A 25,451-nucleotide genomic window follows, 5' to 3' on the forward strand; every position below is an offset into this window, starting at 1 on the left:
GAATTTTCTGCTACGTTAACACCTTGTTATAAAATTAAGGAAGCTATTCCATGAATTCACTTTTTATAGTTTTGCTCTTATCTGGAGTTGAATGCTTGACTCCCGGCACCGACTATATGGCACTTGAATTTCAGGAGTTCGATCAAACCATGGAGGCCGGTTGGCGCGAAGTTGCAAACCGTGAGGGGTGCACTGAAGCCGCAGCCGATTTAATTCAACGTTATCGCGACAGCAAGCCAGATCTCCGCGAAGGACAACTGAGCATTATGCGCTGGCACGAAGGCCAAATGCGTGCCGAAGCGGGGCAAAATGAACAAGCGGTCGCCTTATTCAAGCAGACTTATACTGAATCTGACACTATGGGCTGGAATTATTATGTGAACGCAACCATCGCTTTTATTGAGCAAGATGCTGAGGCGCTTCAACAAGCACATGATCAGCTCTCAGCACTACCCAAGCCGAGTGGTATGAACATGACAGATGCCGACGGTAACCCGGTCGACATTCAATGGCCCCCGAACTTGCAGGTGGTTGAAAATTTAATGTCTTGTTTTGGCCGCAGCTATAGCGAAGCTTACGGAGATTGCAACTAGTCGTGAGAGCAGACTGAAGACCAACTGGCTTGATAGTGACTCAAACGCACTCTATCGGTGTGAGTTTTAAGCCAGTTTTTCCTGTAAAAAATCTAACGCGGCAGACACCGCAGCTGACATATATTTACGCTCGGGGTACACCAACTGCACCGGCACCGGTTGTGGCATGAAACCTTCAAGAACAGTTTCAATCTCACCACTGGCCAGTAGTTCATTTAGTGAATAGCTCGGCATATAGGCCAAACCGAGATTTGCTCGCAGCGCAGCGCGCATGGCGCGGTTGTCCGAAACATAAAAGCGCCCGTTTACGGTCACTTGAAAGAGCTCACCTTGCTGATAAAAACGCCACTGGCGATCAGTGATGCGCGCGCTATCGGTGATGCATTGATGCTTTGCCTCTTTATGGCTTAGCTCAAGCGGATGTTGCGGTTTGGGATGCTTGGCAAAATAGCCTTTTGAGCCGACCAAGACGATATTTAAGGGTTTAAGTTTACGGAAATATAACCGTGAGTCCTTAAGCTCACCACAACGAATGGCAATATCCACGTTCTCGGCAATGAGGTCGGTAATTCGGTTGCTAAGCTGCAAGTCGACATCAACTTCGGGAAAGCGTTGCAAGAACTCTGGCATTAGTGGTGCTACTTGGGTCGCACCAAAATTAACAGGTGCAGATAAAGTTATGCGACCACTTGGATTACTGCGCATCGCATGAATATGTTCAAAGGCTTGTTCGGTTTCGCGGACAATATCGCGACAATGTTGATAAAAATTTAAGCCGGCAACGGTAGGATTCAATTTACGCGTAGTGCGCGTTAATAGCTTCGTCTTTAGGTCTTGCTCGAGGCGTGCGATCGCCTTACTGACAGCACTTTTGGATATTTCTAGTTGCTCAGCAGCGCGGGTAAAACTACCGTGTTCGATAATCGCGGCGAATATCGCCATATCACTGATACGACTTAGCATAAATTCTTTTGTTGCCTAAGAGAAACAATGTTATTCAAAAATAGCATCTAATCATTTCGAATGGAAACAATATACTTGTCCATGCTGAAACACAGATAATTCACTTTGGAGAATGACATGAAACTATCAAAAAAATTCTGGCAAGCACTAGCGCAAGTCGCACAAGGTAATATGGTACATCAAGGCAACTATAAAGTTGCGCAGCGGCAGCCGCTCATCAAACCACATGGTTACGACGAGTTGACGCAAAAACTCAAATGTTGCTGTTGTTAATAATGTAAAGCCGGGGAATTTCTCCGGCTTTTCACTAGTTTTCTTCGAAATATTGAGATAAGGTCGTAGCGCAACATAATTAAAACAAAATGGACAATAAATGCGCTACTTCATCTTAATCGCTTGTTTTATTTTCTCGAATGCTGCTTTTGCGCAAGCAACTAAGTGGTTTCCTTTTGAAAATACCAACGGTCATATCCGTATTCCGGTAACGGTTGCAGGCATTGATACCTTTGCGATCATTGATTCTGGCTCGCAAGTGAATGCTATCAATCTGGCGTTTATGGAAGAGCACGGCTTAGAATACGACAGCCACCAGCGTATCAATATCAAAGGTGCGCACGGTGTTAAAGAACGTAAGATCTACCGTGAAATTCCGACCACTCTAGTGGGGCTTGATTTAAACATGGAAATGGTTGGCATTGACCTTGGTCATCATAGCAATGGTGTTTTGTTGGGTGCACCTGTTCTCAACCAGTTCGTACTGCAGTTTAATTATCCTGAGGGCAAAATGCGCATCGCTGCACCCGGCACCTTCAACCTTCGCGAGGTTGGCAACCTTGAAATGCGCGCGCAAAAAGGTTCAGGTCAGCCCCTTGTGAAAGTAAATTTGAATGATGAAATAGAGCGTTGGTTGTTGCTGGATACGGGCAATTCAGGTGGTATCTATATGGAACGGATTGTTGCAACCTCGCATGATTGGCTGAAAAAGTATCCTTCGGAAATGGGCTTGTCGCGCGGTGTTAACGAAGTCGCAAATGTCGAATATTTTCAGCTGCCGACCTTGGGTTTTGGACCTTACACGCTTGAGAATATTCGTGTGGTAGTGCCGGCTGAAGGCGAAGCGATGGATTTTGGCGATCGTTACAGCAATGTGAATTCGCGCACCCGAGGCGTAAAGATTAGCGGTATTCTGGGGCACGATGTGCTTAAGCATTTCATTCTGACCCTCGATTACAACAACGGCCTCGGTCACGTTTACGTAGCACCCTAAACACAAAGAAGAGTAACTAATGCGCTATATTTTCTCACTGATTTTCTTGGTTTTTTCTCAAGTTTCCTATGCTCAAGCCACCGATTGGATCGATTTCGAACAGTCGAATGGTCATATCCGCATTCCTGTCACCGTTGCTGGTATCGATACCTATGCAATTTTTGATTCTGGCTCGCAGGTAAATGCTATTAATTTGGCGTTTATGGAAGCTCACGATTTGGAGTTCAAAGCCAATCGTAAACTCGATATCCAAGGTGTTAATGGCATTAAAGAACGTAAAGTCTACCGTGAAATTCCAACGAATTTAATTGGTATGGACCTAAGTATGGAAATGGTCGGTATCGATTTGGGGTCGCCAGAGGGTGGCATTTTACTGGGTGCGCCGGTACTGAATCAATTTGTCTTGCAGTTTGATTATCCGAATAGTCGTATGCGCTTTGCCGCACACGGCACCTTTAGCCTGCGTGACGTGCAAAACTTAGAAATGCGCTCGCAGCGCGGTTCAGGCGTGCCGGTAGTACGCGTCAATCTAAATGATGAAATGGAACGCTGGATGCTGCTCGATACTGGCAGCACCACTGGCTTGTTCATCGATCGTATCATTGCCACCTCGAATGGCTGGTTAGAGCAATACGAAGTGGTTGAAGGCACGATCACCGGGGTGAACGAAACCTCTGCAGTTGATCATTTCCGCTTGCCAAATCTCGGTATCGGACCCTATGGTCTCGCCGATGTGATAGTCACGGTGCCAAGCGAAGATGGCGGCGTTGATTTCGGCGGTCGCTATTCAGAAATAGGCTCCCTTAATAAAGGTATTCGTATCAGTGGTATTCTCGGCTACGACGTACTCAAGCATTTTATCCTCACGCTCGATTACAAAAACGGTCGCGGCCACATCTGGGCTCCTTAATTTTGCCTTTCGCGTAAATTTAATCAGTTGCGCGAACCTCCCGCTTACCTGTAGCGTCTTTATTGTGAACTCACGGTGGAGGCGCTATGCAAAAAGCTTATCTCGAACTCAATGTGTTGGCCTTTCAAGAAGGCGATAGCGCTGCGTTCGGTCGCCTTTATCAGCATTATCATCCACGTTTACGCCATTTTGCCTTGCGTCGAGTTGCGCAGCCAAGTGCAGTGGATGATTTACTCCACAATGTGTGGCTCAAGATTCAGTGCAACGTAAAACGCCTCAACGATGTGAATATTTTTGAATCTTGGTTGTATCGATTATTGCGTTGGCAAATTGAAGATTATTATCGGCAACAACAGCGAACAATGACCATAGATCCGACTGACTTGCGCGCTCTACAAGATGAACAAAGCATGGCTGAAATCACGCCAGCGCCAGGCATACTCGCGCACTTACATCAACTGGCTGTCGATGAGCGAATGATCATCGAATTACATTATCTACACGAATTAGAAATAGCAGCGATTGCTTTAGTTTTAGAAGTGCCAGCAGGGACGGTAAAGTCGAGACTGTTTCGTGCACGCCAACAGCTTAAAGCAATCTATTTGGCTTCTTTGGAGGGCTAAACAATGAAAGACGACAAAGAGTTTGAGCAGTTACTACAGCAAGATGCCGCTGAATTAAAGCGACTCATGCATGAAGATACCGGACTCAAGGATTATTTGAGTGAGGGATTCAATTCTCGCTTTAATTGGATTATGAAAATAGCCTACTTAATGGCGGTGGTGCTGACGGTGTGTATTTTCTATACCGGCTATCAATTTCTGACGGTTACAGCGGAGCATCAAGTGTTTTGGGGCGTCTTACTGATACTGGCGTTTCAAGCCCAAGTCGCAACGAAAATATGGATTTTTATGGAGACAGGACGCAATCACACCGCGCGTGAAATCCGCAAACTTGAGTTACGATTAGCGCAACGACAACAAGCGCAGCGTTAATTGCGGGTGACCACTATATCCAAGGTTTCCTCAGGTACTGGCTTGGCAATAAGGAAGCCTTGGATCCGATCACAGTTGAGTTCGGCTAGCTTGGTCATGGTGGCGTCGTCTTCAACGCCTTCAGCAACGACGGTTAAGCCGAGCTCGTGCGCCAATTCGATAGTTGATTTTACAATCTTGAAGCTGCGCTCGTTGTGACAGATTTGTGAGACGAATAAACGGTCGAGTTTGACTTCATCGACGGCTAAATCATGCAGGTAAGACAAGGTCGAGTAACCCGTTCCAAAGTCATCCACCGAGCAGCGTATGCCCATTGACGAGAGTTCGAGCATGGCACTGCGCGCTTTGTCGGGATTATCAAATAGCTCACGTTCAGTCACTTCGAAAATCAGATGATCACGCAACGACTCTGGAATGTCGTCACGGACGAATGGAACGAAGAAATCGTCGACCAGATCATGGCTGGTAATATTGACGCTGATCACCACTTCGATGCCCAGGCGTTGGAACCAAACGAGCTTTTTAACTGCTTCCAAGATGACCCAGCGCGTGACTTTACGGATCCCCCCGGACTTTTCCAACATAGGGATAAAGCGATTCGGGCTAATGAGTCCGAGGCTTGGATGTTGCCAACGGATAAGCGCCTCGATGTGATGACGACCATCGCTATTGAGTGACAATTGTTGTTGATAGTGCAATACAAACTGCTTACAGCCGACTTTGTGAAACTCATCGAGGAGTTGCAGTCGTTCAGCGTTTGGTTCTATCCGTTGGGTGTACTCAAAGAACGGAATACGGCGTTTGCGAGCGTGTGCAAGAGCGGTCAGGGCATGACGTACGAGTTCTGCGGCATCAATCTGTTCTGAGTCGCTTTTGGTTAAGCTGGCGACGCCATAGACCGGGCTTGGCTCGATATCATTCCAGCTAATATCTTGGCTGGTCGCCAACTGCTCCACCAGTAGCGCTATCGACAAAGGTTCGCTGGTGATAACACCAAAAAGGCCACTGCCGAAGTGGGCATGAGTTGCACTTTGCACGCGTTGCAGACGTTGTGCGAAATGCTTAACGGTGTTCACGGCAGAGGTGTAACCAAAGGTGGTGATAATAGAATCGATATTGGCTATTTTGACGACCACAATCGTCAGGCGTTGCTGTGCATCCAGCGGCAGCTGATTATTGATGATGTCAAAAAAAGCTTTGCGATTGAGCAGACCCGTAAGGTCATCGTGCGTTGCCGCGTATGCGACTTGCTGCTGCAGATTCTTACTGATTTTTAGTTCATCACTGAGCTCTGCGGTTTTAGCTTGCACCTCACGGCGTAATAACCAGCCCCAGCTCGCTACCGCCAAAGTCGCAACCAGCAGTGCGCTAATCAACCACGCCAAATCTTTAACCTGCTCTAGAAGAGAGGGTTGTTGCCATTCAAGTTCACTGGCCCAGCGTTCACTGAGTTGCTGATATTTTCCGGTGACCACCAGATGCGCCAATTGACTATTGAGCAAATCTAAAAGCTCAGTGTTGCCTTTACGCACACCGAAGGCGTAAGGCTGTGGCCAAAAGGGGGGACTGGTAAGTTGCAATGGCAAATCATAACGCTCAATTAAAGCTCTAGACGTCGTCGCGACCTCGACGCAAGCGTCGGCCAAGCGTTGGGTGACGACTTCAAGGCAGTTGAGTTCATCACGGGCAAAAACCAGTTCCACGTTGTAATCGGTAGCCACAAACTGATCTTCGGCGTAAGCACCTCGTGCCACTGCTACGCGTCGGTTCGCAAGCTGATCAAGCGAGGTAAACTGCGGACCATCATTGCGCGCAAAGATGCCATGTGCGACATAAAAAAATGGCTGGGTAAAATCAAATTGTGCACTGCGCTGTTCAGAAGCAATTAACGGTACAGCATCTGCGTCACCGGTTAACACCGTTTGCAACGCAGCGTTCCATTGCATCAGTTGGATATCAGCTTGATGGTCCGTTACGTTTGCCATCTCCCGCTCGAGATCAGAGATAAACCCGTGCGCGGAACCATTTTCATCTATCCATTCCAACGGCGGATAGTATTGTGATCCACTAAATTTGATGGTTTTTCCAGCAGATGATGGGGTTTCATTGGCATGTGTGGAAGCAGCCGAGGCTGCATAGAGCAGTCCGGCGATGAGGCTGGCTGTATAAAATTGAACAACACCCATCTTCCCGCCAAGTTGTATGTTTTGTGTACAGTTCGTAAAGTATATGTTCTCTCGGATAATGGCAAGAAAATTGGTCGGGAACTTTGTGATGAACTCCTGAACGTATTTCTGAAGCCTAGTTTAAGACTTTCTTAAGTAATGCAGCCTAAAGTGCAGTCATCAGCACAGCGCACTTAGGTTCTATCGGAGAAAGTCATGTTGTATCAACTCGTCACCAAACAACACCAGCAACGGCAAACTGTCGAAAAATTTATCTGCGATCGTTACTGGACCAGCTTTCATGCTTGTTTGCTCACACTGCCAGAGCACTTATTGGCGGTGTATCAAGACGACGAATTAATCGCTGCCTGCGGATTGCAGTTTGCTGATGAGCGGCAACTGTTCTCCGAGTATTATCTGAGTCGTCCATTGGAGCAGCTCCACCTCAATGGCATGCGCTTTCCCGAGCGTCGTAATGTGGTGGAAATTGGTTCGATGGCGGCGCGCAATGGTGATGATTTGCACCCTTTGTTCGCCGCGGTAGTCGAAATCGCGAGTCAACTCAATAAAACCCTTGTGGTGTTTACGGCAACTCGGTATTTACAGCGCACTCTAGCGCGTTCCGGAGTGACGCTGACGACGCTTGCTGACGCGCATGAAAGTGCCTTACCAAATGACCTGCAGGGCATTTGGGGGGATTATTATCGACATCATCCGAAAGTGGTGTGTGGTTGGCTGGCGCAGGGCTTCGGCCGTTTTACTGCAACCACGGAGGCCGTCGCATGCTAAAGCTGTTGTTTCAGCGATTGCGTGACCACGCGCTCCAGCAACCACAACAGATCGCGTTGCGCGACGCCGAGCAAGTGTTGACCTATGCGCAATTAATTTCCCGTGTGAGTGCGTTGAGTTTGCAATATCAACAAAGTGCCCATCAACGCTTTGCGCTGGCACTCGACAACAGTGTCGAGTGGATACTGCATGACTTGGCATTGTTGCATGCCAACAAAGTTGTGGTGCCACTACCGAGTTTTTTCACACCGCAACAATGCGAAGCAGTGCTGACGGACGCTGGGGTGACACAAGTGCTGGAACGACAAACTAGCGGGGGCGCTATCAGCTATCGCTCCAGAACTGTGAGTCAAGCGCCAGAACTCCCTCGTGGCACCTGTAAAATCACCTATACATCGGGCAGTACCGGCAGTCCGAAGGGCGTGTGCTTGGGCGCTGAGCATCTGCTGCGAACCGTGATGGCTTTAAGTCAACGCTTAGGCAGCGTCACCGTAACGCGGCACTTAGTCTTACTTCCACTCGCGGTGTTGCTGGAGAATATTGCCGGCGTTTACCTGAGTTTGTGGTTAGGTCATGAGGTTCGCCTAGCTGCAGTGAATGAACTGGGATTGCAGGGTGCTAGCAGTTTAGACGTGCCACGTTTTTTCAGCGCCTTAAAAGTGCTGCAACCACAAAGCTTGATTCTGACTCCGGCGTTAGCGCAAGCCATTATTCGCGGTGTTGAGCAAGGGGCTCTCGATACCGAGCAATTTAAATTGCTCGCTGTTGGTGGTGCTTATTTATCCGCAGGGCTTGAACACCGAGCGCACGCCGCTGGTTTGCCTTTGGTTCAGGGTTACGGGCTATCGGAATTTGGCTCGGTGGTGAGCTTCAACGATCCACAGCAGCCGGTTGCTGGAACGGTCGGAAAACCGCTCCCGCATGCCACAGTCGAGCTAGTGGATAACGAGATCATCGTCAGCGGCAATGTCATGCTCGGTTATCTGAATGATCCCACCAGTTGGTATCAGCACCGTTTCGCAACGGGCGATTATGGGGCGTGGGCACCCACCGGTGAGTTGTGTTTGCGTGGTCGTAAAAAGCATACCATCGTCACCGCGTACGGCCGCAACGTTGATCCGGAGTGGCTCGAAACTGAACTGACACAATACTCGGCAATCGCACAATGTGCGGTCGTAGGTGCCGAAGACATTGCGCTCACTGCGCTCATTTTTGCCTCGCCAGCGCTTGATGCAGCTGAGTGTGAGCAGGTTATTAGCGACATCATTCAGCGCGTTAATCAACGCTTGCCTGCCTATGCGAACATTCGCGCATGGCACCTGTTAGATACCCCTTTTACCGTGGCGAACTACTTATTGACTGGCACTGGACGTCTTCGTCGCGCCGCAATCGCTGCTACTTATTCGCAACTTTTCAATACCAAGGAGCCTGACCATGGGATTCTTTCAACAACTGTGTGAACAAACCCAAACGGAACAACGCTATTTGCTAGCGGCGCCAGTGATTCAACAAGCATTGGACGGCAGCATTAGCATCCCACTCTATCAAGCGTTTTTAACGCAGGCTTATCATCATGTGAAACATACGGTGCCATTACTGATGCGCGCAGGCAGCCGGATGCAGCAGCAAGATGAATGGCTGCGCAAAGCCATTATCGAATATATCAACGAGGAATATGGGCATGAACGCTGGATTCTGAACGACATTAAAGCTACCGGTGCAGAACCAAAGCAAGTTGCTGAAGGGCAACCCCACACTGCGACCGAGGCGATGGTGTCATTGGTCTATCAAGCGATTGACAGTGTGCATCCAGCGGCTTTTTTCGGTATGGCCCATGTACTCGAGGGTACCAGTGTAAAGTTGGCGACACGCGCCGCAGGGCAAATCAAAGTAAGTTTGGGCCTACCCAATAGCGCCTTTAGCTATCTGCTTTCGCATGGTGATTTAGATATTGAGCATGTCAAATTCTTTGAAGATTTAATGGATAAGGTGACTGACCCGGCTGCGCAACGCGCCATCATCCAAACCGCGAAACATGTGTATCGGCTCTACGGCGATATGTTCCGCGCGTTACCAGAGCTAGCCGCAGAACCGTTGGAATTAGCCTCATGAGCAGCATCGATTGGCAACAACAGACTATTCTGCTCACTGGTGCTAGCGGTGGGCTTGGCCGCGAACTCGTGCGCCAGCTCAGCGCCCGCGGTGCGCGGGTCATTATGATCGCGCGGCAACGCGCTACCTTGCAGACCTTAGGTAAAACCTATGGACAACCCTGGTTCGTGCTTGATCTTAATGCCGGCGATGCGGTGCAGCAATTGAGCGATTATCTAAGCGCACAAAACCTGCGTGTGACGGGCTTGATTAACAACGCCGGACAAAGTTCGACAGGGACGTTTGCGAGTCGGGATGCGGCGACTATCGAGCAGTTACTGAACACCAACTTAATTGCGCCGGTCAAATTGACTCATGCCCTCCTACCGCAACTGCAAAAACAGCAGGGTTGGGTGCTGAATATCGGTTCGGTGTTTGGTGCCATCGGTTATCCGGGGCAGACGCTCTATTGTGCCAGTAAGTTTGGCTTGCATGGCTTTACCCAAGCGTTGGCTCGGGAACTTGCGGGGACTGGCGTCAAGGTTCTCTATGCAGCGCCAAGAGCGATAGCTACCGACATGAATCAGGGTTTGATGGCGGCGATGAACGAGCGTTTGGGAAGTACCGCGGATAAACCCGCAGCAGTTGCTGAACAGCTGCTCAAACAGATAGAACAGCAACGTCCGGAGCAAACGCTCGGTTGGCCAGAAAAGCTTTTTGTCAAAATCAACGGCGCATTCCCGCAGTGGGTTGCCGCCAGTATGCGCAAGCCACAACGCTTGTTATTTGAATTAATGCAGGAGAAACGCACATGAAAAACCAATGGTTACTCGTCGCTATGTTGACCAGTTCAGTACTCATCTCACAGCCAATACTGGCGCAGGAGGCTGCTGCATCAACAGCAATGCTAGAGACAGTTCAACAGCGCTGGGCGGAGGTGAATTATACGCTGTCTGAGGATGCCCAAGAGGATGCCTTTGCAGAACTAGAGCAGCAAGCGCTCGCTTGGACCGAAGCTGAACCTAATAATGCGGAAGCGTTCATTTGGCTAGGCATTGTTCGCAGTACCTATGCTGGCGCTAAAGGAGGCTTGGGCGCCTTGGGGCTTGCTAAAGCTGCGAAAAAGTCATTGGAGCACGCGCTAACGCTTGATCCAACAGCACTGCAAGGCTCTGCGTACGGTAGCTTGGGCACGCTCTATTACAAAGTCCCAGGTTGGCCATTTGGTTTTGGCGACGAAGACAAAGCGCAAGAGCTGCTGCAAAAAGCCTTGGAAATTAATCCTGATGGTATTGACCCTAATTACTTTTATGCCGACTATCTGTATGAGCAGGGCCATTACGCCAAAGCTAAAACGGTCGCAGAACATGCGCTTGCTGCAGCGCCGCGGCCACATCGCCCCCGCGCCGACGCTGAACGTCGACGTGAAGTTGAAGCCTTACTCGCGCGGATTGCAAAAAAGGTAAGATAAATGCACGTGTTGCTCGTCGAAGATGACAACTTGCTCGGCCAAGCTGCAGAAATAGGACTCACTGACCGTGGCTTCACGGTCAGTTGGGTGCGCACTGGAGCGGCGGCAATTGCGGAACTGAATCGCCATGAGTTCGAGGCAATGGTACTTGATTTAGGCTTGCCTGATCTTGATGGTTCGCGAGTCCTAGCGGCAACGCGCAAAAAAGGGCTGACCTTACCCATTTTAATCTTGACGGCGCGTGATCAAGCCAATGATATTGTCCATCACTTGGACAACGGTGCAGATGATTACATGACCAAGCCGTTTGATCTCAACGAGCTCGCCGCGCGCCTGCGGGCGCTGGTGCGACGTCAACGAGGCTACGTTTCAGCCGAACTCAAAGCCGGCTCAGTCAGCCTCAACTTAAATACTCGCTCAGTCAAAGTCGCGACAGAAGAAATCAACTTGTCACGGCGAGAATTTGAATTGCTAAAGGCACTTATGCTGGCGCCCGACCATGTGCATAGCCGCGATAAACTTGAGTTGGCAGTATTTCAAGGCGACCAAGACATTGAGAGTAACGCGCTCGAAGTCCACATTTCGCATTTGCGCAAAAAGCTGGGTCACAAAGAGTGGATTGAAACCATTCGCGGCGTAGGGTATCGACTCAAATGCGCTGGTTAAAGCAGTGGCAGCAACGACTGCGTTCGATTCGACGTCGCGTCTTGTTGCTTGTTTCGCTGGTTTATTTGCTGAGTTCGGGTATTTCGTCGCTATGGATTTACCTAGAAGTGAGCGAAGAAGTTGATGAGCTATTTGATGCAGAAATGGTCCAGCAAGCGAAAACCTTAGCAACACTGATGCGCGGTCATGCTCTTCATGAGCAAGAGGATGTGATCGTTGCAGCGCTTGGTGCCCATGAGTATGAAGAGCGTGTTGCTTATCGCATGGAAAGCCTCAGCAGCGCTTACGCACTCGTCACCATGGGGGCGCCCACAAGCGCTGAATTGCCCTATGCCGAAGGTTTTCAGGTGGTACAGACCCCAACCGGTGTGTGGCATAGCTTTGGCATGACGCCTGCCAACGGCTCCTATCGTTTATTATTGATGCAAGAAGATAGCTTTCGTTCCGAGTTGCGCACGGACTTAGTCGTCGATACATTGATCCCCATTTTGTTTTTATTGCCCTTTATTCTGTGGTCGGGCTGGCTCGTGATTAATCGCAGTTTTTCCAGCTTTAATCGTTTAGCGGAGCAACTTCGGCGACGCAAATCCGATGACTACCGAACCTTTCCCCTTGAGCAAGACGACGAAGAAATAGCGATCGTGAAGCGGGCGCTGAATCAATATGTCGAGCGAATTGCAAAGACCTCACAGCGCGAGAAGCGATTTTCAGCTGACGCAGCGCACGAACTGCGCACACCTTTGGCGGCATTAAAAACGAGTTTACAGAATTTACAAGGAAGCATCACGGCGCGCGATGCTAAGCAGGTCGAGCACACGATCGAAAGCACCGACCGGCTGATTGACTTAGTCGAGAGTTTGCTCACCCTATCGCGAGCGGAGCTGCCGCCAACTACATCGCAACAATTGAATCTGGCTAGCATTGTTCGCGACATCATCGCAACGCAAGTGCCACGTGCAGAGCAACGGGGCCTGCGCTTTGTCGTTGAATTACCGAAGCAAATTATCCTCAGTGGCGCTGCAGACTATTGGCACGTTTTGCTCAGCAATTTGATTGATAACGCCATCAAATACGCACCAGCCGACACTGTCATCGTCATCGATTTTAGTGCGCATCAGCAGCAATTATTCATCGTTAATCAAATCAAGGACTCTGCTGCAGTTGACGTACAACGAGTGGGTGAACGCTTCTATCGCGGCCAACATCTGAATATCAAAGGTTCAGGTTTGGGAGCAAGTATCGTCGCAAGTCTCGCGCTACAACTGAAAGCTGCTGTTACCTATCAAGTAGTGCAAAACCAGTTTACTGTTGCCATTACATTGCCTAAAACAGAAGAGCGCTCGTTTTAGAGCGCTCTTCTGCTGAATCTCACAAGCCGAAGGTCTGCTCTACTGCTTGCAATAGCTGCGCTTCTGCAACGTAGCCAGGAATGATCTGTTGGCCGATCAGAATCGAAGGTGTGCCGCGCAAACCAAGCGCCTGAAAGGCTTTCATATTACTGTCGATCACCCGAGCACTCGCTGGGTCTGGTTGCAGTAATTGCTCGGTATCCGTGGCCGCAGCGATCTGACGCAGAGATTGTGCATTATGCATGCCCGATTTTCTCATCATCAAAGCGTGCGCCCGAGTAAATGCAGAGCGTTGGCTGCGCCAAATATCGAGCGCAAAATGCGATGAGTTGGTTGCTAGCCCCTGTACTTGTTGTTGCCGCAGCGGGACGTACACATTAATGACTTGCACATCCGGATGCTTTTTGACTAACGCCTCGAGACCCGGCTCGAGCTTTTTGCAATAAGGACAATTGTAATCGGTAAAGACCACTATTTGATGTGCTGCATCAGCGGCGCCCAACGTTGGGTGAGACGGATTTTTATAGAGCCAGTCATGATAGTTATTAAAAGCTTTTCGTTGCGCAGACTGTTGCTCGACAAACTGTTCGAGGCTCTGCGCCACGCTAGGAATAATGTCTGGGTTGCGCCGAAGTAGCTTTTCAATGTTAGCTAAATTTTGTTCTTGCTCAGCCGTGAGCTGCTGCGCAACCACAGGTTGCGCGAAAAGACTCGCAATGCCTAAAGCTAAAGCAGCTGTTAGATAAGAAACTTTGGTAAATGTCATGTTTTAATCCTCTAATTGAATGTGTTCACCACGCGCCTGCGCTAGGGCACTTAGCACAGCTTGGCTGGTTAAAATAGTTGGCAAGGCAATACCCTGCGGTGCGGCAGGGCCATAAACTTTGTTAAATGGCACGCCATAGGTGTTATTACTGCGAAGGTATGCAGTTATTTGTTCGTTGGTCATGGTCCAATCACCACGCAGGCGCACAATATCACCTGCGGCAAGCGACGAATAAACCGGATCCTGCAACAGCACACCAAGCTTATTGGCCTTGCAGGTGACGCACCAATCGGCTGTGACATCAACAAAAACTACTTGGTCGGCTGCTAGTGCTGTGTCAATTGCAGTCCGGTTCAACTCTTGCCAGTGGTGGTCTGGTAGCAGTTGTGGTGCCCATTTATTGAGTGTTAGAAGCAATACTGCAATTGTTGCCGCACCGGCCAGAAAGCTGCCGCCGAGGGTGATGAGGACCCCACGTTTGCCATAGCGTCGACCTATCATAAGCAGTGAAAGCACCAGCAAAACGATGACCAACAAGCTAATGGCGGAAAAGCTGACGAAGTTGAACAGTAACGTTAGTAGCCAAACAGTAGTGGCCAGCAGTAATAGACCCATAATGGGTTTTACCCAAGCCAACCACGCACCCGGTTTTGGCAATAGTTGTACTGTTTTCGGCCACAATGCCACCAGTAACCAGGGTAACGCCATGCCCACCCCAAGGGCGGTAAAGATCACCAGAATGGTCGGAACACTTGCAGCCAGTGCAAAGGCAACCGCGGTTCCCAAAAATGGAGCTGTACAAGGAGTGGCAAGTAAGGTCGCCAGTGCTCCTTGCGCAAAATGGCCTAGGTACGAATGGTCACTGCCTGTTGTTGCGCTCCAATTTTGCAGGCGTTGTGGTAAACGTACGGTCACAGCGTCGAACAAGCTCAAAGCAAATAGCCAAGTAACAATCACCATTAACAAAATGAAGTAGGGGTTTTGAAATTGAATCCCCCAACCGATGCTGGCGCCGCTAGCACGTAATGCAATCAGACCTAGCGCGAGCAACCAAAACGATGCAATCACGCCGAAAGCAGTGGCAAGAAATTGTCGGCGAATACGTTGTTGTGAAACACCGCCACTACTCATCACGCTTTGCAATTTCAAACCCAGCACTGGTAACACACAGGGCATAATATTGAGGATCAAGCCACCTACTAATGCCAGCGCAAGGATCCACAACAACGATGGGCTAGCAACTTGTGTTGCGGCTTGGCTTGCGATGGAACCAGCGCGCGCGGTTACCGCGTAGGCTTGCAGTAAGTTTTCATCACGTACAGAAACAACCCAGTCAGTTGCGGTTAAATCGGGTAATTCTAACCAGTGCGACACAGCGTAAACCGCAATCAGCTTGGCGCCATCGAGGCGTAATTCATCGAGTTTAAACTCCACATCTTCGAGCTCAGGTTGTTCACTGTGCAGGTAGAGTGTGGGCGTTAGCCAGTCACTATCGCGGGTGATTTCAACAGCGAGCTGAGCTGATGTGGCGGACCAAGTCGCACGGGTGTCGTCGCTTTCACTTTGCATTGTTGGCACTTTATCCAGCGCGCTCTCGTACTTGGCAATCGTTGATGCATCAGGGTGCAACTGGTTGGTGTCGTAGGCTAAGCGTATGGGGAAATCCGTAAGGACACAGACATTGGTGCACGACGACATAGTTAAGACACCAGCAAGCACACCTTGTGGCTGGTTGACTTCAAGTGTCAATGGAAAGTGAACTGCTTCTGCGTAGCCGATGGTGGTTAGGCCGCTGACCTCAAACTGCTGTGGAAAAGGCCATTGCCAGCTTACCTCGTTGATGCCGTGGCTTTGTTCTTGCCATGACAAAGTGGGTGGAATACCTCCAGCGCCGGGACTGCGCCAGTAGGTTTTCCAATCGTCGTCGAGCTGTACTTCAAGTAACGCCTGAATTTGCTCGTCTTGTTGCTCACCCGTCAGGCTAAGACGTACTTGCACCGGCGGGTGCTCAGGCATCTGCAACCAACCGGTAGAGCTGGTTTGCGCGGCTACACCGTAGCTGAACAGCATGAGCAATAGGCCCAGCACCGCAACGCCATAGCGGTTTAAAAAATGCATAATTTAATCTCCTTAAATGAGTAGTGATGGTTTGCTAGCGCAAATCAACTCATTCAAGGAAGCAGCAATGAACCAGATGGAATCGTTGTTTGGGTGGCCGAAGTGGTGGTCTAAAACTTGCGCTTGGCGTTCGCAGACTCTGAATTAACGACGCCAGCATCGCAAATGCGACAAAGATAATGGGGCTCAGATCGCTTTGCGTTTGCTGTAGTAACTGACTGGTGAGTTCACACTTTTCACTGTGACTATCTGGGGCTTGTTGAACTTGTTCGGCACTATTGAAATGCTGTGTTTGGTGCGGACATTGCGTTACGATCCCGAAGTTTTGCCCCCAGCACAGCGCAATAACCATAAGCAATAAAATGCTGATGGCTGCAGGATGCCGGCATTGTGAACTCCATTTTCGGAACATCTTGTCTCTTACTTTCTTACTTCAGTTACAACTAAAACTGATTTTGCCTTGCTACGCCTGCAAATACAACCTTAGTGATGGGGATGCTCTGCATCCTCAGTTATACGACAGCTTTCCGAGAGGACTTCGAGCTCAATAGTCGTGTGGTAAAGTTGAAATTCGCTTAACGCATCATTGATTGCCGTTTTAACATGCAAATAGTCGCTGCTGGATTCAAAGTCATTGGCGAGTTCGACATGGGCAGTAAGTACGTGCGATTCGCCATCCAGCGACCACAAGTGCAGATGATGAATGTTGGCGACCCCTGAGACCGTTTTCAACGCAGTTTCAATTTTCTCGAACAATTCTGGGTTTGGGTTTGCCTGGCTGAAAAGCTTCAGTGTCTCAATTAGGTTTCGAACCACGTTGATTAGAATGAAAGCGGTGAACGCGATGGAGAGCAATGGATCAATAATCGGCAAATACACGAAGTGCATGACAATAGCACCGATAAGCACAGCGACCCAGCCAAGCACATCTTCCAGCAGGTGCCAATTTAAGACGCGTTCATTGAGGGTCTTACCTCCGGAGAGTTTAAACGCGGCATAGCCATTGACGACAACACCTAAAATAGCCAAGTAAATCATGCCTTCGGTATTGGGCATCACCGGGTCAGCTAAGCGCGGAACCGCTTCAAACAACACCCAAGTCGAGCCTGCCAGCAACACCAATGCATTTATCAGCGCGCCCAGTAGACTGAAGCGCTTATAACCGTAGGTAAAACCGACCGTTGCTTGCTTCGCGCCCAATTTATTGAGGATCCAGGCCAAACCGAGCGACAAGCTGTCGCCCAAATCATGCACTGCATCGGCAATAATCGCTGTACTGTTAGTGAGCACACCGCCGATGAACTCAATGATAGTGAAGAAGAAATTCAACCAAAACGCCATACCGATGCGGCGTGACGAAGTTTCACTGTGGTGATGGTGAGCATGTGGCCCATGATGGTGGTGATGACCCATGACGCTCCCTTGATAACGGTTTTTAGGTAAAAGCGACCCTATGGTAGAGCGAAACCTTGATCGAAATCAAAGTTTTACTGACATAACCCCATAGAATATAGGGAAAAGAAACCAAGGAGAGTCTTATGAAAAAATCAATCTTAGCTACCAGTTTATTAGCACTCGGTCTCGCCGCTCCAGCGGCAGCTGAAATTTCAGTCAACGTTGGTGCGATCGGCGTAATGCCGAACGATGATAGCGCAAACTTGCCGGTCATCGAAAGTGTTGCTGGTTTGAGTGCCGGTACCACTGGTGTCACTGTGGATGATAACTGGCAACTCGGTATTACTTTCGACTATAAAATCGACCCAAATTGGACGCTTGAATTAGTAGCTGCAACTCCATTCAAGCACGAAATTGAAGGAACTGGCGCACTTGCAGGCCTGAAAATTGGTGAAACTAAGCATTTGCCACCAACTTTGTTAGCGCAATATCACTTTGATCTCGACAATGATGCGATTGACCCATTTGTTGGTTTTGGCGTGAACTACACCACTTTCTTCGATGAGAAAGTAAGTCCAGAACTGGGCGCTACTTTGACTGACTTAGCTGTTATCACAGCTGATGACGACGTTGAGCTTGCCCTATCAAGTAGTTGGGGTTTTGCAATGCAAGCCGGTGTCAATTTCAAGCTGAATGAAAAATGGGGTGTCCATTTTATGGTAAGCCGCATGGCAATTGATACGGTTGCGGATGTTCGCATTAATGGTGCCACTGCGGAATCTGTCGCGGTAGATATCGACCCTACTGTCGCCATGCTCGGTATTCGTTATAGCTTCTAAGGAGACGAATCATGCAACTACTACGTGAGTTCTTTACTGACCCTGTATTGTTCTTTTCTTTTACAGGCTTAGCAGTCTTGTTGGGGATCTGCATTTTTTACGCGGTGTATTTCATCAGCAAAGCGAGCCACGCAGAAGATAACTGATCGTCCAGGTGCCGACCTTCGTATTGTGACTTGAGTGACATCATCCCAACGGAGGTCGGCCTTGAGTGAACGGTTAGTTTTGTTTTATGACGGCGGTTGTCCGCTGTGTGTGCGCGAAATGCGCCATTTGCGCGCGCTGGACAAGCAGCAGCGTCTACAATTTGAAAATATTTGGCAAGCCGACTTTAGCGAGCGTTTTCCTGAGATTGATGTAACTGAGGCCAATCGTATTTTGCATGGCCGAATGCCCAATGGGGAAATGATTTATGGTCTCGATGTGACCCACGCTGCTTGGTCTGCAGTCAATCGTGGCTGGCTCACTGCGGCTTTGCGTTGGCCTATTATTCGCTGGTTTGCTGACAAAGGTTATCTTGGTTTCGCCAAACATCGTAATCGCCTCTCAAAACTTATTACAGGTCAAGAACGCTGCCTGCAATGTTCTCTCGATGAATAGTTGTGCTTGTCGCCTTTCTGCTTATTGATTAATCTGTACAAGTCGATGTTCAAACATCTTGTTAAGGAAAACTTGTGCGCATCTTTGGGTTAATCTTCCTAGCTCTGTTCTTAAGTCGCACTGCTACAGCCAATCCCATTATTGTTGATGATCGCGACTTACTGCAATTACATGAACACAGTGAAATCCTGCGCGGAGTTCCTGTGGAGTGGGGTGTTGAGGAAATTCTGGCAGCAGATAGACAGGGGAAGTTCGACGCATTCAGTGGTGTGGCGGCGAGTGCGAGTAAAACAACCGCGACCTGGTTAAAGCTTGAGCTTAAAGCTACTGATGGACTGGGGTTGAGAGCATCAGAGAAGGTGCTCATAGCACATGCTATATCGCAACAAAGTGCAGATTTTTATCTTGTTAACAACGGCAGCACAGCCGTTATTCATGCTGGATTGGACCATGCATTCCAGCAATCTCAACGGGTTAATTACCGGCATCCTGCGATATCCCTATCGACAGCAGAACTTCCGCAAACTATTTACATTCGTTTTTACGACCAGGCGGGAAGCGTTTTTCCACTTAAATTATTAAACAGTTCTACCTTTGAACGAGAGCGTCTGCAAGAAAACCTTACCTTTGGCGCTATTTTCGGCATCATTATTGGGTTGTTTTTTTACAATCTCATTCTCTATATGCAACTGCGTGATACCAGTTACCTTTGGTATGTCGTAAGTATGGCGGCTGCGCTCGTGTTGTTGTTGGAAGGCACTGGTATCGGACCTCAGATCTTGTGGTCATCGATTCCTCATCCGTGGTATCTGAACCGCGTCAGTACGGCGGCGATGTGGGGCTTTTCTTTGGTGATGTTTAGTTTGTATTTTCTGCAGTTGCGCGTCCATCTTCCCTGGGCCTACCGGTTTCTGGTTTTTATTGCAGTTGCCCATGCCGCCGTTTATGTTTTGCATGCAGTTGGTTTTACTCAATACGCGGCAATTGTGAGTAACACTTTCGCTTTGATTAGCATTCCGCTCCTGCTCGTGGCGGCTATCTGGCGTTTCCGCCAAGGCTTTTACCCTGCGCTGTTTTTCACCTTAGCGCAAAGTGTCATGTTACTCGCTGCGCTATTGATGGTGATGCGGCAATTGGCGTTGGTGAAACCTGAACAGATCGTCTCTTACTGGTTTCCTGCAGCAGTCGCGCTTGAGGCTATTCTGTTTTCTCTTGCCTTAGCGTATCGCATCGGCGAGCTCAAATCACAACGCCATGCGGCAATGATGGATGCTTATCACGACAGTTTAACGGGAGCACTTAATCGCCGTGGCATGATGAATAAGTTATCTAAGTTACGCGGCACACAGGGCTATTGCTTAGTTCTTATTGACCTTGATGGGTTTAAAGCTATTAATGATAACTGCGGACATGATGTTGGTGATACCGTATTACAATATGTAGCGAAACGCGTCACCAATGCAGTGCGAAGTGGACAAGGGTGGGTGGTGCGTTTTGGTGGTGATGAATTTGGTATCTTGATACCGAACAAGTTAACCGCGATTCAAGCGTTCTGCGAGCGCGTGCGCGTTGCGATTGAAGCGCCGATGCATATAAATGGCCAACTGATTAATGTTGGGGCCAGTATCGGTTGGCATTGTACGGATAAAATGACCGATTTTGAGCCTGTATATCGTATGGCGGATCAGGCAATGTATCAGAATAAGCAACAGCGGCGCCTTAACAATTCAGCGCCATAACGGCGGTAAACTCCTCAGCAGAGAAAGGAATGACGCTCAAGCGGTTGCCTTTTTTTACCAGTGGGTTGTCGGCTAATGCTCGAACTTTTTTGATTACATCTAGACTTATTACGTTAGAAAACTTCGCCACAAATCTCAATCGAACCGCATCCCAGCGTGGCTTATCTCGGCTGGCTTTGGCGTCGAAGTAGGGCGATTTCGAGTCGAATTGCATGGGGTCAGGAAAAGCTGCTGCAAAGACTTCTGCCACTCCAGCAATGCCAATGGTCTTACAACTAGAATGATAAATAAGCACTTGGTCACCTAATGCCATTTCGCGCATAAAATTGCGTGCCTGATAATTGCGCACACCATCCCATAAGACACCTTGTGCACCGGCATTAGCAATGTCATCAATGCTGCATTCATCGGGTTCCGTTTTCATTAACCAGTAATTCATGCTTTACCTTGTTCGTTGTGCTTGCTTTACTAAATGCTCCAATAACGACAAATAATAAAGGATTCAAATGAGTAAAACACTAGTATTGGCCGAGCGGGTATTGTCGATTCGGGGCCGCGTTGGCATTACCGATGAGCAGGGTCAGCAGTGTTATGAGGGACGCGGGGACTTTTCTTTGTTGCATACGCGCTGGCGCATTTTCCGCGATACCCATGAGGTCGCGCTGATTAAAAAGAAATTTTTCGCGCTACGCCCAACATTCCGGGTGAGTGGCGAACTCGGTGAATTTGTCATGCAACGCAAATTGCTCTCGTTGCGACGTCATTATCGTGTAATCGGTGGAAAATACGACGGTGCTATCTTTAGTGGTGGTATTTTCGACCTTAATTTTAAGATTGAGCATAACGGCAAGTTATTGGCGCAGGCGCAAGAAAAGCTGGTTTCATTGCGCGACAAACATAGATTAGAAGTGCTTTCAGACGATCGGCACGACGAGCTGTTTACGGTCATTGCCATGGTGGTTATGCAAATGGAAAAGCATGCCGATGACTAGTCAGCATGCTTATCAGATTAGTTAGCGTATTGGCTGCCGAACAAAGCTGCGCCGATGCCAAGCACGCCCAGCGAGAAGCCCAATACAATAAAGATCAACGCCCATAGCAGCATCGCCTTGGCCCAATTGGATTTGGAGCGTTTGGTGCTACTAGAGAACGCCCAAACGACAAACATGATGATGTTTACCAACGGAATGAAGGTAATGAAAAGGGTGAGCATCCATTCGCCGATGGTGACGGTATTGTGGTCCTGAAATTGGTTTTGCTGCATTGTTGTTATCCTTGTTGCGCATGCGAAATAAGTCGCAGTCAAAAAACATAAGCTTAAGTTGTAGATGTGTCAAAGGAATTACCGACATGATGAAAAAATTAATGATCACGTTAAGCATTGCCGCAGCTTTAACGAGTGGAGGAGCGAGTATGGCATCTGAGTATACGGTTTATGTAGTGCGGCATGCTGAGAAAGCAGTCGCAGAGTCCGATCCACCGTTAAATGAACAAGGTCAATCGCGCGCCGAACTGTTGGCACAAATGCTCAGTAAAGCGCAAATCATGGCAATTTACAGCACTCCCTATCAACGCACTCAACAAACCGCAAAACCTTTGGCTGAGCAGCTTGGCTTATCGGTACAAAGCTACAAACCCGCTGCTAGCGAGAGCTTAGTGGCACGTGTGCATGCGCAAGCTGAAAACACTTTAGTGGTAGGGCATAGCAATACGGTCCCAAGTATTGTGCAGCAGTTTGGGTTCGAAGTTGCAGATCTTACTGAGCAGGATTACGGCGATTTGTACGTGATTCACATCAATGACAAAAAACGCAGTCTGTTACGCTTTGTCGTGCCTGCTTTTGCGCCTTAATCCGTGCTCATAATCACACAATCGCGGCCTTGCGCTTTGGCTTGATAGAGCGCTTTGTCTGCGCGTCGGATCAGACTTGCTGCAGTCTCATCCGATTGCAGAATAGCCACACCAAAACTTGCGGTGATATTAAAGTCTGCAACCAATTCGTGCATGTCAGTAGCGCGGATAGTCTCTCGCAAGCGCTCGGCGAAGGCGGGCACGTCCGTCGCCTTGATAGTTGAAATTAGGATAGCAAACTCCTCACCACCCCAACGCGCAATCATGTCGCAGTCACGTGCGGAATCATTGAGTATGCGCGCTATGCGTTGCAGTACTTTATCGCCCGTGGTGTGCAAGTAGCGGTCGTTGACTGCTTTAAAATGATCGAGATCCATGAGTACCAAGGCTAAGGTCGAATGGCCATCATGCTGTCGGATTTTGTGCTTGAGGAGTTCGTCAAAGGCGCGGCGGTTGGCAAGTTTCGTCAAACTGTCCTGATGCGCCAGTTGCTGCAACGAAGCCGTTTGTTCCCGCACCAATTCTTGTAGCCGCGCTTTGCTGCGCGCCAGGTTGTAGACGCGTAGGCGAATAATCAAGAACACGGTAATTAACAAGGCTACAGCAACTGCGAACCAGTACATAGGGCGTTGCCATAAGGTCGGAAGCTTGTGGAAGGTAAAAGTCGCGGCGTCACTCCAAGTGCCATCAGGGTAGGCGGCTTGAATTTCAAAAATAAACGCGCCCGGCGGTAACTCGGTGTAAGCCACCGAGAGTCGGTCGAGTGGCACGTTATACCAATCTTCGTCATAGCCGGCGAGCATCGCACGGTACGCAATCCCTTCTGGATAGTGATAACCTAAGCCAGCGAAGTAAAACTCGATTCTGCCAGAATTGGCGGACAAGTAGGTATTGGGTGTAATCGCTTGTCCATCGACCTCTACTTTTTCAATCACAGGTTTGGGAGGCGTTTGTTTTATTTGCGAGCTCTGTTGCGGCAAGTAATGCCCAACACCGCGCGAGGTCGCGACCCAAAACTCATCACTACTAGTGACCAACATTGCTGGACCGCCAGTGTTAATTTGCGCACTGGCGAGACCGTGAAAACCTTTATAGAAAGATGATTCGATAGGTGTGATCGGATTGTCATCGAACAATGCACGTTCAAAATCGTCATTGTTGATGTATAGCAAGCCGCGTCCGCTTGCTAACCAGACATCGCCATTATTGTCGCGTACCACATCAAAAAACTTAATAACGGGAAAGCCGTTATCTGAGTCAAAGAGTTGCCATTGGTCGGTTGATTTGGTGTAGACCAAGAGTCCGCGATCTGAAGTCACATAGATACGCTCGAGGTCCTCATGAAAACCGAAAATAAACTCAGCGTCACTAACTGAACTCAAATCAACTCGTTCTACTTTGCCATCACGAAAAATCGACAACCCCCGCATACTGCCAATCCACAAGTCACCGCTATTAGCTTCGTGCAACGCGTAGATAATCTCATCGGGTAAACCGCTTTGCTTGTTGAGGTAGTCCGGCGGTTCTAATGTGCCATCGGTATTGATTTTACTGCGCATGACACCAATTGAGGTGGCAGCATAAAGGTAACCGTCACGGGCGAGCACTAGAGCACGATAGTTGCCTTCAGAAAAGCCTGAGGTTTCATCGTAATGGGCCAGTTCTTGTTCGTTTTGGAGTACATATAAACCATTGGTAAAGGTACCAACATAAAGGCGTTGCTGCGCATCTATATCAAAACTGAGAACGCTTTCCTTGGCAACATTACTGGTCACAGCATAAGGCTCGATGACCTCTTCAACAATGCGCTTAATGCCTCCTAAGCCGCCTACTAGCACGCTACCATCGGGCAATTCGGTCAGCGCTCTGACATAGTCATAGCCTAAGCCGTCTTCATTACGATGACTATGAAACTGAGCCGCTCTAAATTGTATTAACCCTCGGTGAGTACCGACCCAAAGAATGCCTTCTCGGTCCATAAAAATCGATAGAATATGATTGTTGGGCAAGCCATTCTCGACCGAAGTCATTTGCGGTGGCTCACGGGTTAATGTGGTGAGTCCGTGCTCATGAGTACCCACCCAGATGACGCCATCGGCGCTTTGGTAAAGCTCGGTAATAGTGCTCGGATAGGTCACCGGCCATGGCGTGACCGCCAATGATTCTTGATCAATTTGAAATATCTTGCGATCTACGGCGGCATAAATGAAGCCGTCTTGAGCCGTGACAATTCCGAAGGAATAACCCTTAGGGAGAGCTGCTAAGTCTACAAAACGTTGCTTTGCGGCGTCAAAATAGGCAACACCACGGTCGGTGCCCGCCCAGACTCTACCAGACGCGTCTTGGGAAAGCTGTAAAACGGCATCACTTGGTAGTCCCGCTTGGCTGTCAAAAGTGGTTCGCTGGCCGTCACATTCACGCACCACTCCGGAACTGACGGTGCCGAACCAAGTGCATGAAGGCGATGTAAATAAAGCAAAATCAACGCGATCGTAAACCCGTGGCGAGTTACGCCAATGGCCGCCATCGCTGCTATGTCGAAAATATGCGACACCACCGCGAGCGCCAGTTGAGACAATTTCGCGAGTGTAAGGGTTTTCGCCGATAAAAAGTGTCCCGGGGTCCGGCACGCCGACCTCGTCAAAATACAATAGGAAATTGCGACCGTTAAATCTTACTGGGCCTTCCCAAGTTGATATCCACAAATAACCGCGACTGTCTTGGTTAATATGATTGATAGAGTTGTGCGGCAGACCGTCATCAGTGGTCCACACACGCATAGCGCGGTCGCTCAACGGACGCGGTGATGCTATTGCATTTGCTGCATGGGAAAAGTAAAGCAGCAATGTTAGAATCAAAAATCGCTTGGCTATCGGCATGAACT

Annotated in this window: 27 protein-coding genes; 19 read left to right on the top strand and 8 right to left on the bottom strand. The window is 49.0% G+C overall.

The features are described 5' to 3' along the window. Positions 1–50: 50 nt before the first annotated feature. A complete protein-coding gene (locus ACJ8W9_RS00985; protein ID WP_411359982.1) occupies positions 51–593 on the top strand; it encodes a hypothetical protein in 543 nt (180 codons plus the stop codon). A 66-nt stretch (positions 594–659) separates the two neighbouring features. Here the strand turns inward: ACJ8W9_RS00985 and ACJ8W9_RS00990 are convergent, their stop codons facing one another. Then, positions 660–1,556 (bottom strand): LysR family transcriptional regulator, encoded by an 897-nt coding sequence (locus ACJ8W9_RS00990; protein ID WP_411358072.1) that lies wholly within the window; start codon positions 1,554–1,556, stop codon positions 660–662. A 117-nt stretch (positions 1,557–1,673) separates the two neighbouring features. On the opposite strand from ACJ8W9_RS00990, the gene ACJ8W9_RS00995 reads away from it, so the two are divergent. The 5 genes from ACJ8W9_RS00995 (at position 1,674) to ACJ8W9_RS01015 (ending at position 4,728) form a co-directional block, all read left to right on the top strand. After that, positions 1,674–1,829, top strand: a complete 156-nt coding sequence (locus tag ACJ8W9_RS00995; protein WP_411358073.1) for a hypothetical protein — start codon at positions 1,674–1,676, stop codon at positions 1,827–1,829. A 100-nt stretch (positions 1,830–1,929) separates the two neighbouring features. After that, positions 1,930–2,823 (top strand): aspartyl protease family protein, encoded by an 894-nt coding sequence (locus ACJ8W9_RS01000; protein ID WP_411358074.1) that lies wholly within the window; start codon positions 1,930–1,932, stop codon positions 2,821–2,823. A 19-nt stretch (positions 2,824–2,842) separates the two neighbouring features. Next, a complete protein-coding gene (locus ACJ8W9_RS01005) occupies positions 2,843–3,733 on the top strand; it encodes a pepsin/retropepsin-like aspartic protease family protein (RefSeq protein ID WP_411358075.1) in 891 nt (296 codons plus the stop codon). Between the two features lie 86 nt (positions 3,734–3,819). Next, a complete protein-coding gene (locus ACJ8W9_RS01010; RefSeq protein ID WP_411358076.1) occupies positions 3,820–4,356 on the top strand; it encodes an RNA polymerase sigma factor in 537 nt (178 codons plus the stop codon). 3 nt (positions 4,357–4,359) lie between these two features. Beyond that, positions 4,360–4,728, top strand: a complete 369-nt coding sequence (locus ACJ8W9_RS01015; protein WP_411358077.1) for a DUF6768 family protein — start codon at positions 4,360–4,362, stop codon at positions 4,726–4,728. Here ACJ8W9_RS01015 and ACJ8W9_RS01020 read toward each other — a convergent pair. Next, positions 4,725–6,914, bottom strand: coding sequence for a putative bifunctional diguanylate cyclase/phosphodiesterase (locus tag ACJ8W9_RS01020; RefSeq protein ID WP_411358078.1), 2,190 nt, complete (start codon positions 6,912–6,914; stop codon positions 4,725–4,727). The two genes, ACJ8W9_RS01015 and ACJ8W9_RS01020, sit on opposite strands and share 4 nt — an antisense overlap. A gap of 195 nt (positions 6,915–7,109) precedes the next feature. On the opposite strand from ACJ8W9_RS01020, the gene ACJ8W9_RS01025 reads away from it, so the two are divergent. Genes ACJ8W9_RS01025 through ACJ8W9_RS01055 form a run of 7 tightly spaced genes read left to right on the top strand, consistent with a single transcriptional unit; the run spans position 7,110 to position 13,259 of the window. Then, positions 7,110–7,682, top strand: coding sequence for a thermostable hemolysin (locus ACJ8W9_RS01025; RefSeq protein ID WP_411358079.1), 573 nt, complete (start codon positions 7,110–7,112; stop codon positions 7,680–7,682). Further along, the gene (locus tag ACJ8W9_RS01030) at positions 7,676–9,142 is read left to right on the top strand and encodes an AMP-binding protein (protein ID WP_411358080.1); all 1,467 of its coding nucleotides are present in this window, start codon (positions 7,676–7,678) and stop codon (positions 9,140–9,142) included. The genes ACJ8W9_RS01025 and ACJ8W9_RS01030 overlap by 7 nt, the downstream gene beginning before the upstream one ends. Further along, the gene (locus ACJ8W9_RS01035; protein WP_411358081.1) at positions 9,117–9,794 is read left to right on the top strand and encodes a TenA family transcriptional regulator; all 678 of its coding nucleotides are present in this window, start codon (positions 9,117–9,119) and stop codon (positions 9,792–9,794) included. The genes ACJ8W9_RS01030 and ACJ8W9_RS01035 overlap by 26 nt, the downstream gene beginning before the upstream one ends. Then, positions 9,791–10,588 carry an SDR family oxidoreductase gene (locus tag ACJ8W9_RS01040; protein WP_411358082.1) on the top strand — a complete coding sequence of 266 codons (798 nt, stop codon included), beginning with the start codon at positions 9,791–9,793 and terminating at the stop codon, positions 10,586–10,588. Before ACJ8W9_RS01035 ends, ACJ8W9_RS01040 begins: the two co-directional genes overlap by 4 nt. After that, positions 10,585–11,244: a tetratricopeptide repeat protein gene (locus tag ACJ8W9_RS01045; RefSeq protein ID WP_411358083.1), complete on the top strand. Its 660-nt coding sequence runs from the start codon at positions 10,585–10,587 to the stop codon at positions 11,242–11,244. Before ACJ8W9_RS01040 ends, ACJ8W9_RS01045 begins: the two co-directional genes overlap by 4 nt. Further along, complete coding sequence (locus ACJ8W9_RS01050) at positions 11,245–11,910, top strand: response regulator (RefSeq protein WP_411358084.1); 666 nt, start codon at positions 11,245–11,247, stop codon at positions 11,908–11,910. It abuts the gene before it with no gap. After that, positions 11,898–13,259, top strand: a complete 1,362-nt coding sequence (locus ACJ8W9_RS01055; protein ID WP_411358085.1) for a histidine kinase dimerization/phospho-acceptor domain-containing protein — start codon at positions 11,898–11,900, stop codon at positions 13,257–13,259. The genes ACJ8W9_RS01050 and ACJ8W9_RS01055 overlap by 13 nt, the downstream gene beginning before the upstream one ends. Before the next feature lie 19 nt (positions 13,260–13,278). On the opposite strand, the gene ACJ8W9_RS01060 is transcribed toward ACJ8W9_RS01055, so the two are convergent. The 3 genes from ACJ8W9_RS01060 to ACJ8W9_RS01070 all read right to left on the bottom strand — a co-directional run bounded on the left by ACJ8W9_RS01060 (position 13,279) and on the right by ACJ8W9_RS01070 (position 17,556). After that, entirely contained in the window at positions 13,279–14,025 is a 747-nt protein-coding gene (locus tag ACJ8W9_RS01060; protein WP_411358086.1) for a DsbA family protein, read from the bottom strand. 3 nt (positions 14,026–14,028) lie between these two features. Next, positions 14,029–16,143 carry a protein-disulfide reductase DsbD family protein gene (locus ACJ8W9_RS01065; RefSeq protein ID WP_411358087.1) on the bottom strand — a complete coding sequence of 705 codons (2,115 nt, stop codon included), beginning with the start codon at positions 16,141–16,143 and terminating at the stop codon, positions 14,029–14,031. Positions 16,144–16,626: 483 nt separating this feature from the next. Next, complete coding sequence (locus ACJ8W9_RS01070) at positions 16,627–17,556, bottom strand: cation diffusion facilitator family transporter (RefSeq protein ID WP_411358088.1); 930 nt, start codon at positions 17,554–17,556, stop codon at positions 16,627–16,629. A 125-nt stretch (positions 17,557–17,681) separates the two neighbouring features. Between ACJ8W9_RS01070 and ACJ8W9_RS01075 the strand changes: the two genes are divergently transcribed. From ACJ8W9_RS01075 to ACJ8W9_RS01090, 4 genes are all read left to right on the top strand, one after another. Beyond that, on the top strand, positions 17,682–18,377 hold the full coding sequence (locus ACJ8W9_RS01075; protein ID WP_411358089.1) for an OmpW/AlkL family protein: 696 nt from the start codon (positions 17,682–17,684) through the stop codon (positions 18,375–18,377). Positions 18,378–18,388: 11 nt separating this feature from the next. Continuing rightward, positions 18,389–18,523, top strand: coding sequence for a DUF3149 domain-containing protein (locus ACJ8W9_RS01080; RefSeq protein WP_156099490.1), 135 nt, complete (start codon positions 18,389–18,391; stop codon positions 18,521–18,523). Between the two features lie 61 nt (positions 18,524–18,584). After that, positions 18,585–18,977: a thiol-disulfide oxidoreductase DCC family protein gene (locus ACJ8W9_RS01085; protein WP_034731922.1), complete on the top strand. Its 393-nt coding sequence runs from the start codon at positions 18,585–18,587 to the stop codon at positions 18,975–18,977. Between the two features lie 74 nt (positions 18,978–19,051). Then, complete coding sequence (locus ACJ8W9_RS01090) at positions 19,052–20,716, top strand: diguanylate cyclase domain-containing protein (protein WP_411358090.1); 1,665 nt, start codon at positions 19,052–19,054, stop codon at positions 20,714–20,716. Here the strand turns inward: ACJ8W9_RS01090 and ACJ8W9_RS01095 are convergent. Next, on the bottom strand, positions 20,697–21,155 hold the full coding sequence (locus ACJ8W9_RS01095) for an EVE domain-containing protein (protein ID WP_411358091.1): 459 nt from the start codon (positions 21,153–21,155) through the stop codon (positions 20,697–20,699). The genes ACJ8W9_RS01090 and ACJ8W9_RS01095 overlap by 20 nt on opposite strands. 67 nt (positions 21,156–21,222) lie before the next feature. Between ACJ8W9_RS01095 and ACJ8W9_RS01100 the strand changes: the two genes are divergently transcribed. After that, the gene (locus ACJ8W9_RS01100) at positions 21,223–21,708 is read left to right on the top strand and encodes an LURP-one-related/scramblase family protein (RefSeq protein WP_411358092.1); all 486 of its coding nucleotides are present in this window, start codon (positions 21,223–21,225) and stop codon (positions 21,706–21,708) included. A gap of 17 nt (positions 21,709–21,725) precedes the next feature. Here ACJ8W9_RS01100 and ACJ8W9_RS01105 read toward each other — a convergent pair whose 3' ends face one another. Further along, a complete protein-coding gene (locus ACJ8W9_RS01105) occupies positions 21,726–21,980 on the bottom strand; it encodes a hypothetical protein (protein ID WP_411358093.1) in 255 nt (84 codons plus the stop codon). Positions 21,981–22,066: 86 nt separating this feature from the next. Here ACJ8W9_RS01105 and ACJ8W9_RS01110 point away from each other — a divergent pair, with 86 nt between their 5' ends. Continuing rightward, a complete protein-coding gene (locus ACJ8W9_RS01110; RefSeq protein WP_411359993.1) occupies positions 22,067–22,567 on the top strand; it encodes a SixA phosphatase family protein in 501 nt (166 codons plus the stop codon). Here ACJ8W9_RS01110 and ACJ8W9_RS01115 read toward each other — a convergent pair. Continuing rightward, positions 22,564–25,446 (bottom strand): diguanylate cyclase domain-containing protein, encoded by a 2,883-nt coding sequence (locus tag ACJ8W9_RS01115; protein WP_411358095.1) that lies wholly within the window; start codon positions 25,444–25,446, stop codon positions 22,564–22,566. The genes ACJ8W9_RS01110 and ACJ8W9_RS01115 overlap by 4 nt on opposite strands. Between the last annotated feature and the right edge of the window lie 5 nt (positions 25,447–25,451).

The organism is Pseudidiomarina salilacus (genome assembly GCF_047323925.1).
GTDB lineage: Bacteria > Pseudomonadota > Gammaproteobacteria > Enterobacterales > Alteromonadaceae > Pseudidiomarina > Pseudidiomarina salilacus.

Excerpts from the sequence above, each read along its gene's own strand:
- ACJ8W9_RS00985 (WP_411359982.1), top strand. The coding sequence starts at position 51 with ATGAATTCACTTTTTATAGTTTTGCTCTTATCTGGAGTTGAATGCTTG.
- ACJ8W9_RS00990 (WP_411358072.1), bottom strand. The coding sequence starts at position 1,556 with ATGCTAAGTCGTATCAGTGATATGGCGATATTCGCCGCGATTATCGAA.
- ACJ8W9_RS00995 (WP_411358073.1), top strand. The coding sequence starts at position 1,674 with ATGAAACTATCAAAAAAATTCTGGCAAGCACTAGCGCAAGTCGCACAA.
- ACJ8W9_RS01000 (WP_411358074.1), top strand. The coding sequence starts at position 1,930 with ATGCGCTACTTCATCTTAATCGCTTGTTTTATTTTCTCGAATGCTGCT.
- ACJ8W9_RS01005 (WP_411358075.1), top strand. The coding sequence starts at position 2,843 with ATGCGCTATATTTTCTCACTGATTTTCTTGGTTTTTTCTCAAGTTTCC.
- ACJ8W9_RS01010 (WP_411358076.1), top strand. The coding sequence starts at position 3,820 with ATGCAAAAAGCTTATCTCGAACTCAATGTGTTGGCCTTTCAAGAAGGC.
- ACJ8W9_RS01015 (WP_411358077.1), top strand. The coding sequence starts at position 4,360 with ATGAAAGACGACAAAGAGTTTGAGCAGTTACTACAGCAAGATGCCGCT.
- ACJ8W9_RS01020 (WP_411358078.1), bottom strand. The coding sequence starts at position 6,914 with ATGGGTGTTGTTCAATTTTATACAGCCAGCCTCATCGCCGGACTGCTC.
- ACJ8W9_RS01025 (WP_411358079.1), top strand. The coding sequence starts at position 7,110 with ATGTTGTATCAACTCGTCACCAAACAACACCAGCAACGGCAAACTGTC.
- ACJ8W9_RS01030 (WP_411358080.1), top strand. The coding sequence starts at position 7,676 with ATGCTAAAGCTGTTGTTTCAGCGATTGCGTGACCACGCGCTCCAGCAA.
- ACJ8W9_RS01035 (WP_411358081.1), top strand. The coding sequence starts at position 9,117 with ATGGGATTCTTTCAACAACTGTGTGAACAAACCCAAACGGAACAACGC.
- ACJ8W9_RS01040 (WP_411358082.1), top strand. The coding sequence starts at position 9,791 with ATGAGCAGCATCGATTGGCAACAACAGACTATTCTGCTCACTGGTGCT.
- ACJ8W9_RS01045 (WP_411358083.1), top strand. The coding sequence starts at position 10,585 with ATGAAAAACCAATGGTTACTCGTCGCTATGTTGACCAGTTCAGTACTC.
- ACJ8W9_RS01050 (WP_411358084.1), top strand. The coding sequence starts at position 11,245 with ATGCACGTGTTGCTCGTCGAAGATGACAACTTGCTCGGCCAAGCTGCA.
- ACJ8W9_RS01055 (WP_411358085.1), top strand. The coding sequence starts at position 11,898 with ATGCGCTGGTTAAAGCAGTGGCAGCAACGACTGCGTTCGATTCGACGT.
- ACJ8W9_RS01060 (WP_411358086.1), bottom strand. The coding sequence starts at position 14,025 with ATGACATTTACCAAAGTTTCTTATCTAACAGCTGCTTTAGCTTTAGGC.
- ACJ8W9_RS01065 (WP_411358087.1), bottom strand. The coding sequence starts at position 16,143 with ATGCATTTTTTAAACCGCTATGGCGTTGCGGTGCTGGGCCTATTGCTC.
- ACJ8W9_RS01070 (WP_411358088.1), bottom strand. The coding sequence starts at position 17,556 with ATGGGTCATCACCACCATCATGGGCCACATGCTCACCATCACCACAGT.
- ACJ8W9_RS01075 (WP_411358089.1), top strand. The coding sequence starts at position 17,682 with ATGAAAAAATCAATCTTAGCTACCAGTTTATTAGCACTCGGTCTCGCC.
- ACJ8W9_RS01080 (WP_156099490.1), top strand. The coding sequence starts at position 18,389 with ATGCAACTACTACGTGAGTTCTTTACTGACCCTGTATTGTTCTTTTCT.
- ACJ8W9_RS01095 (WP_411358091.1), bottom strand. The coding sequence starts at position 21,155 with ATGAATTACTGGTTAATGAAAACGGAACCCGATGAATGCAGCATTGAT.
- ACJ8W9_RS01100 (WP_411358092.1), top strand. The coding sequence starts at position 21,223 with ATGAGTAAAACACTAGTATTGGCCGAGCGGGTATTGTCGATTCGGGGC.
- ACJ8W9_RS01105 (WP_411358093.1), bottom strand. The coding sequence starts at position 21,980 with ATGCAGCAAAACCAATTTCAGGACCACAATACCGTCACCATCGGCGAA.
- ACJ8W9_RS01110 (WP_411359993.1), top strand. The coding sequence starts at position 22,067 with ATGATGAAAAAATTAATGATCACGTTAAGCATTGCCGCAGCTTTAACG.
- ACJ8W9_RS01115 (WP_411358095.1), bottom strand. The coding sequence starts at position 25,446 with ATGCCGATAGCCAAGCGATTTTTGATTCTAACATTGCTGCTTTACTTT.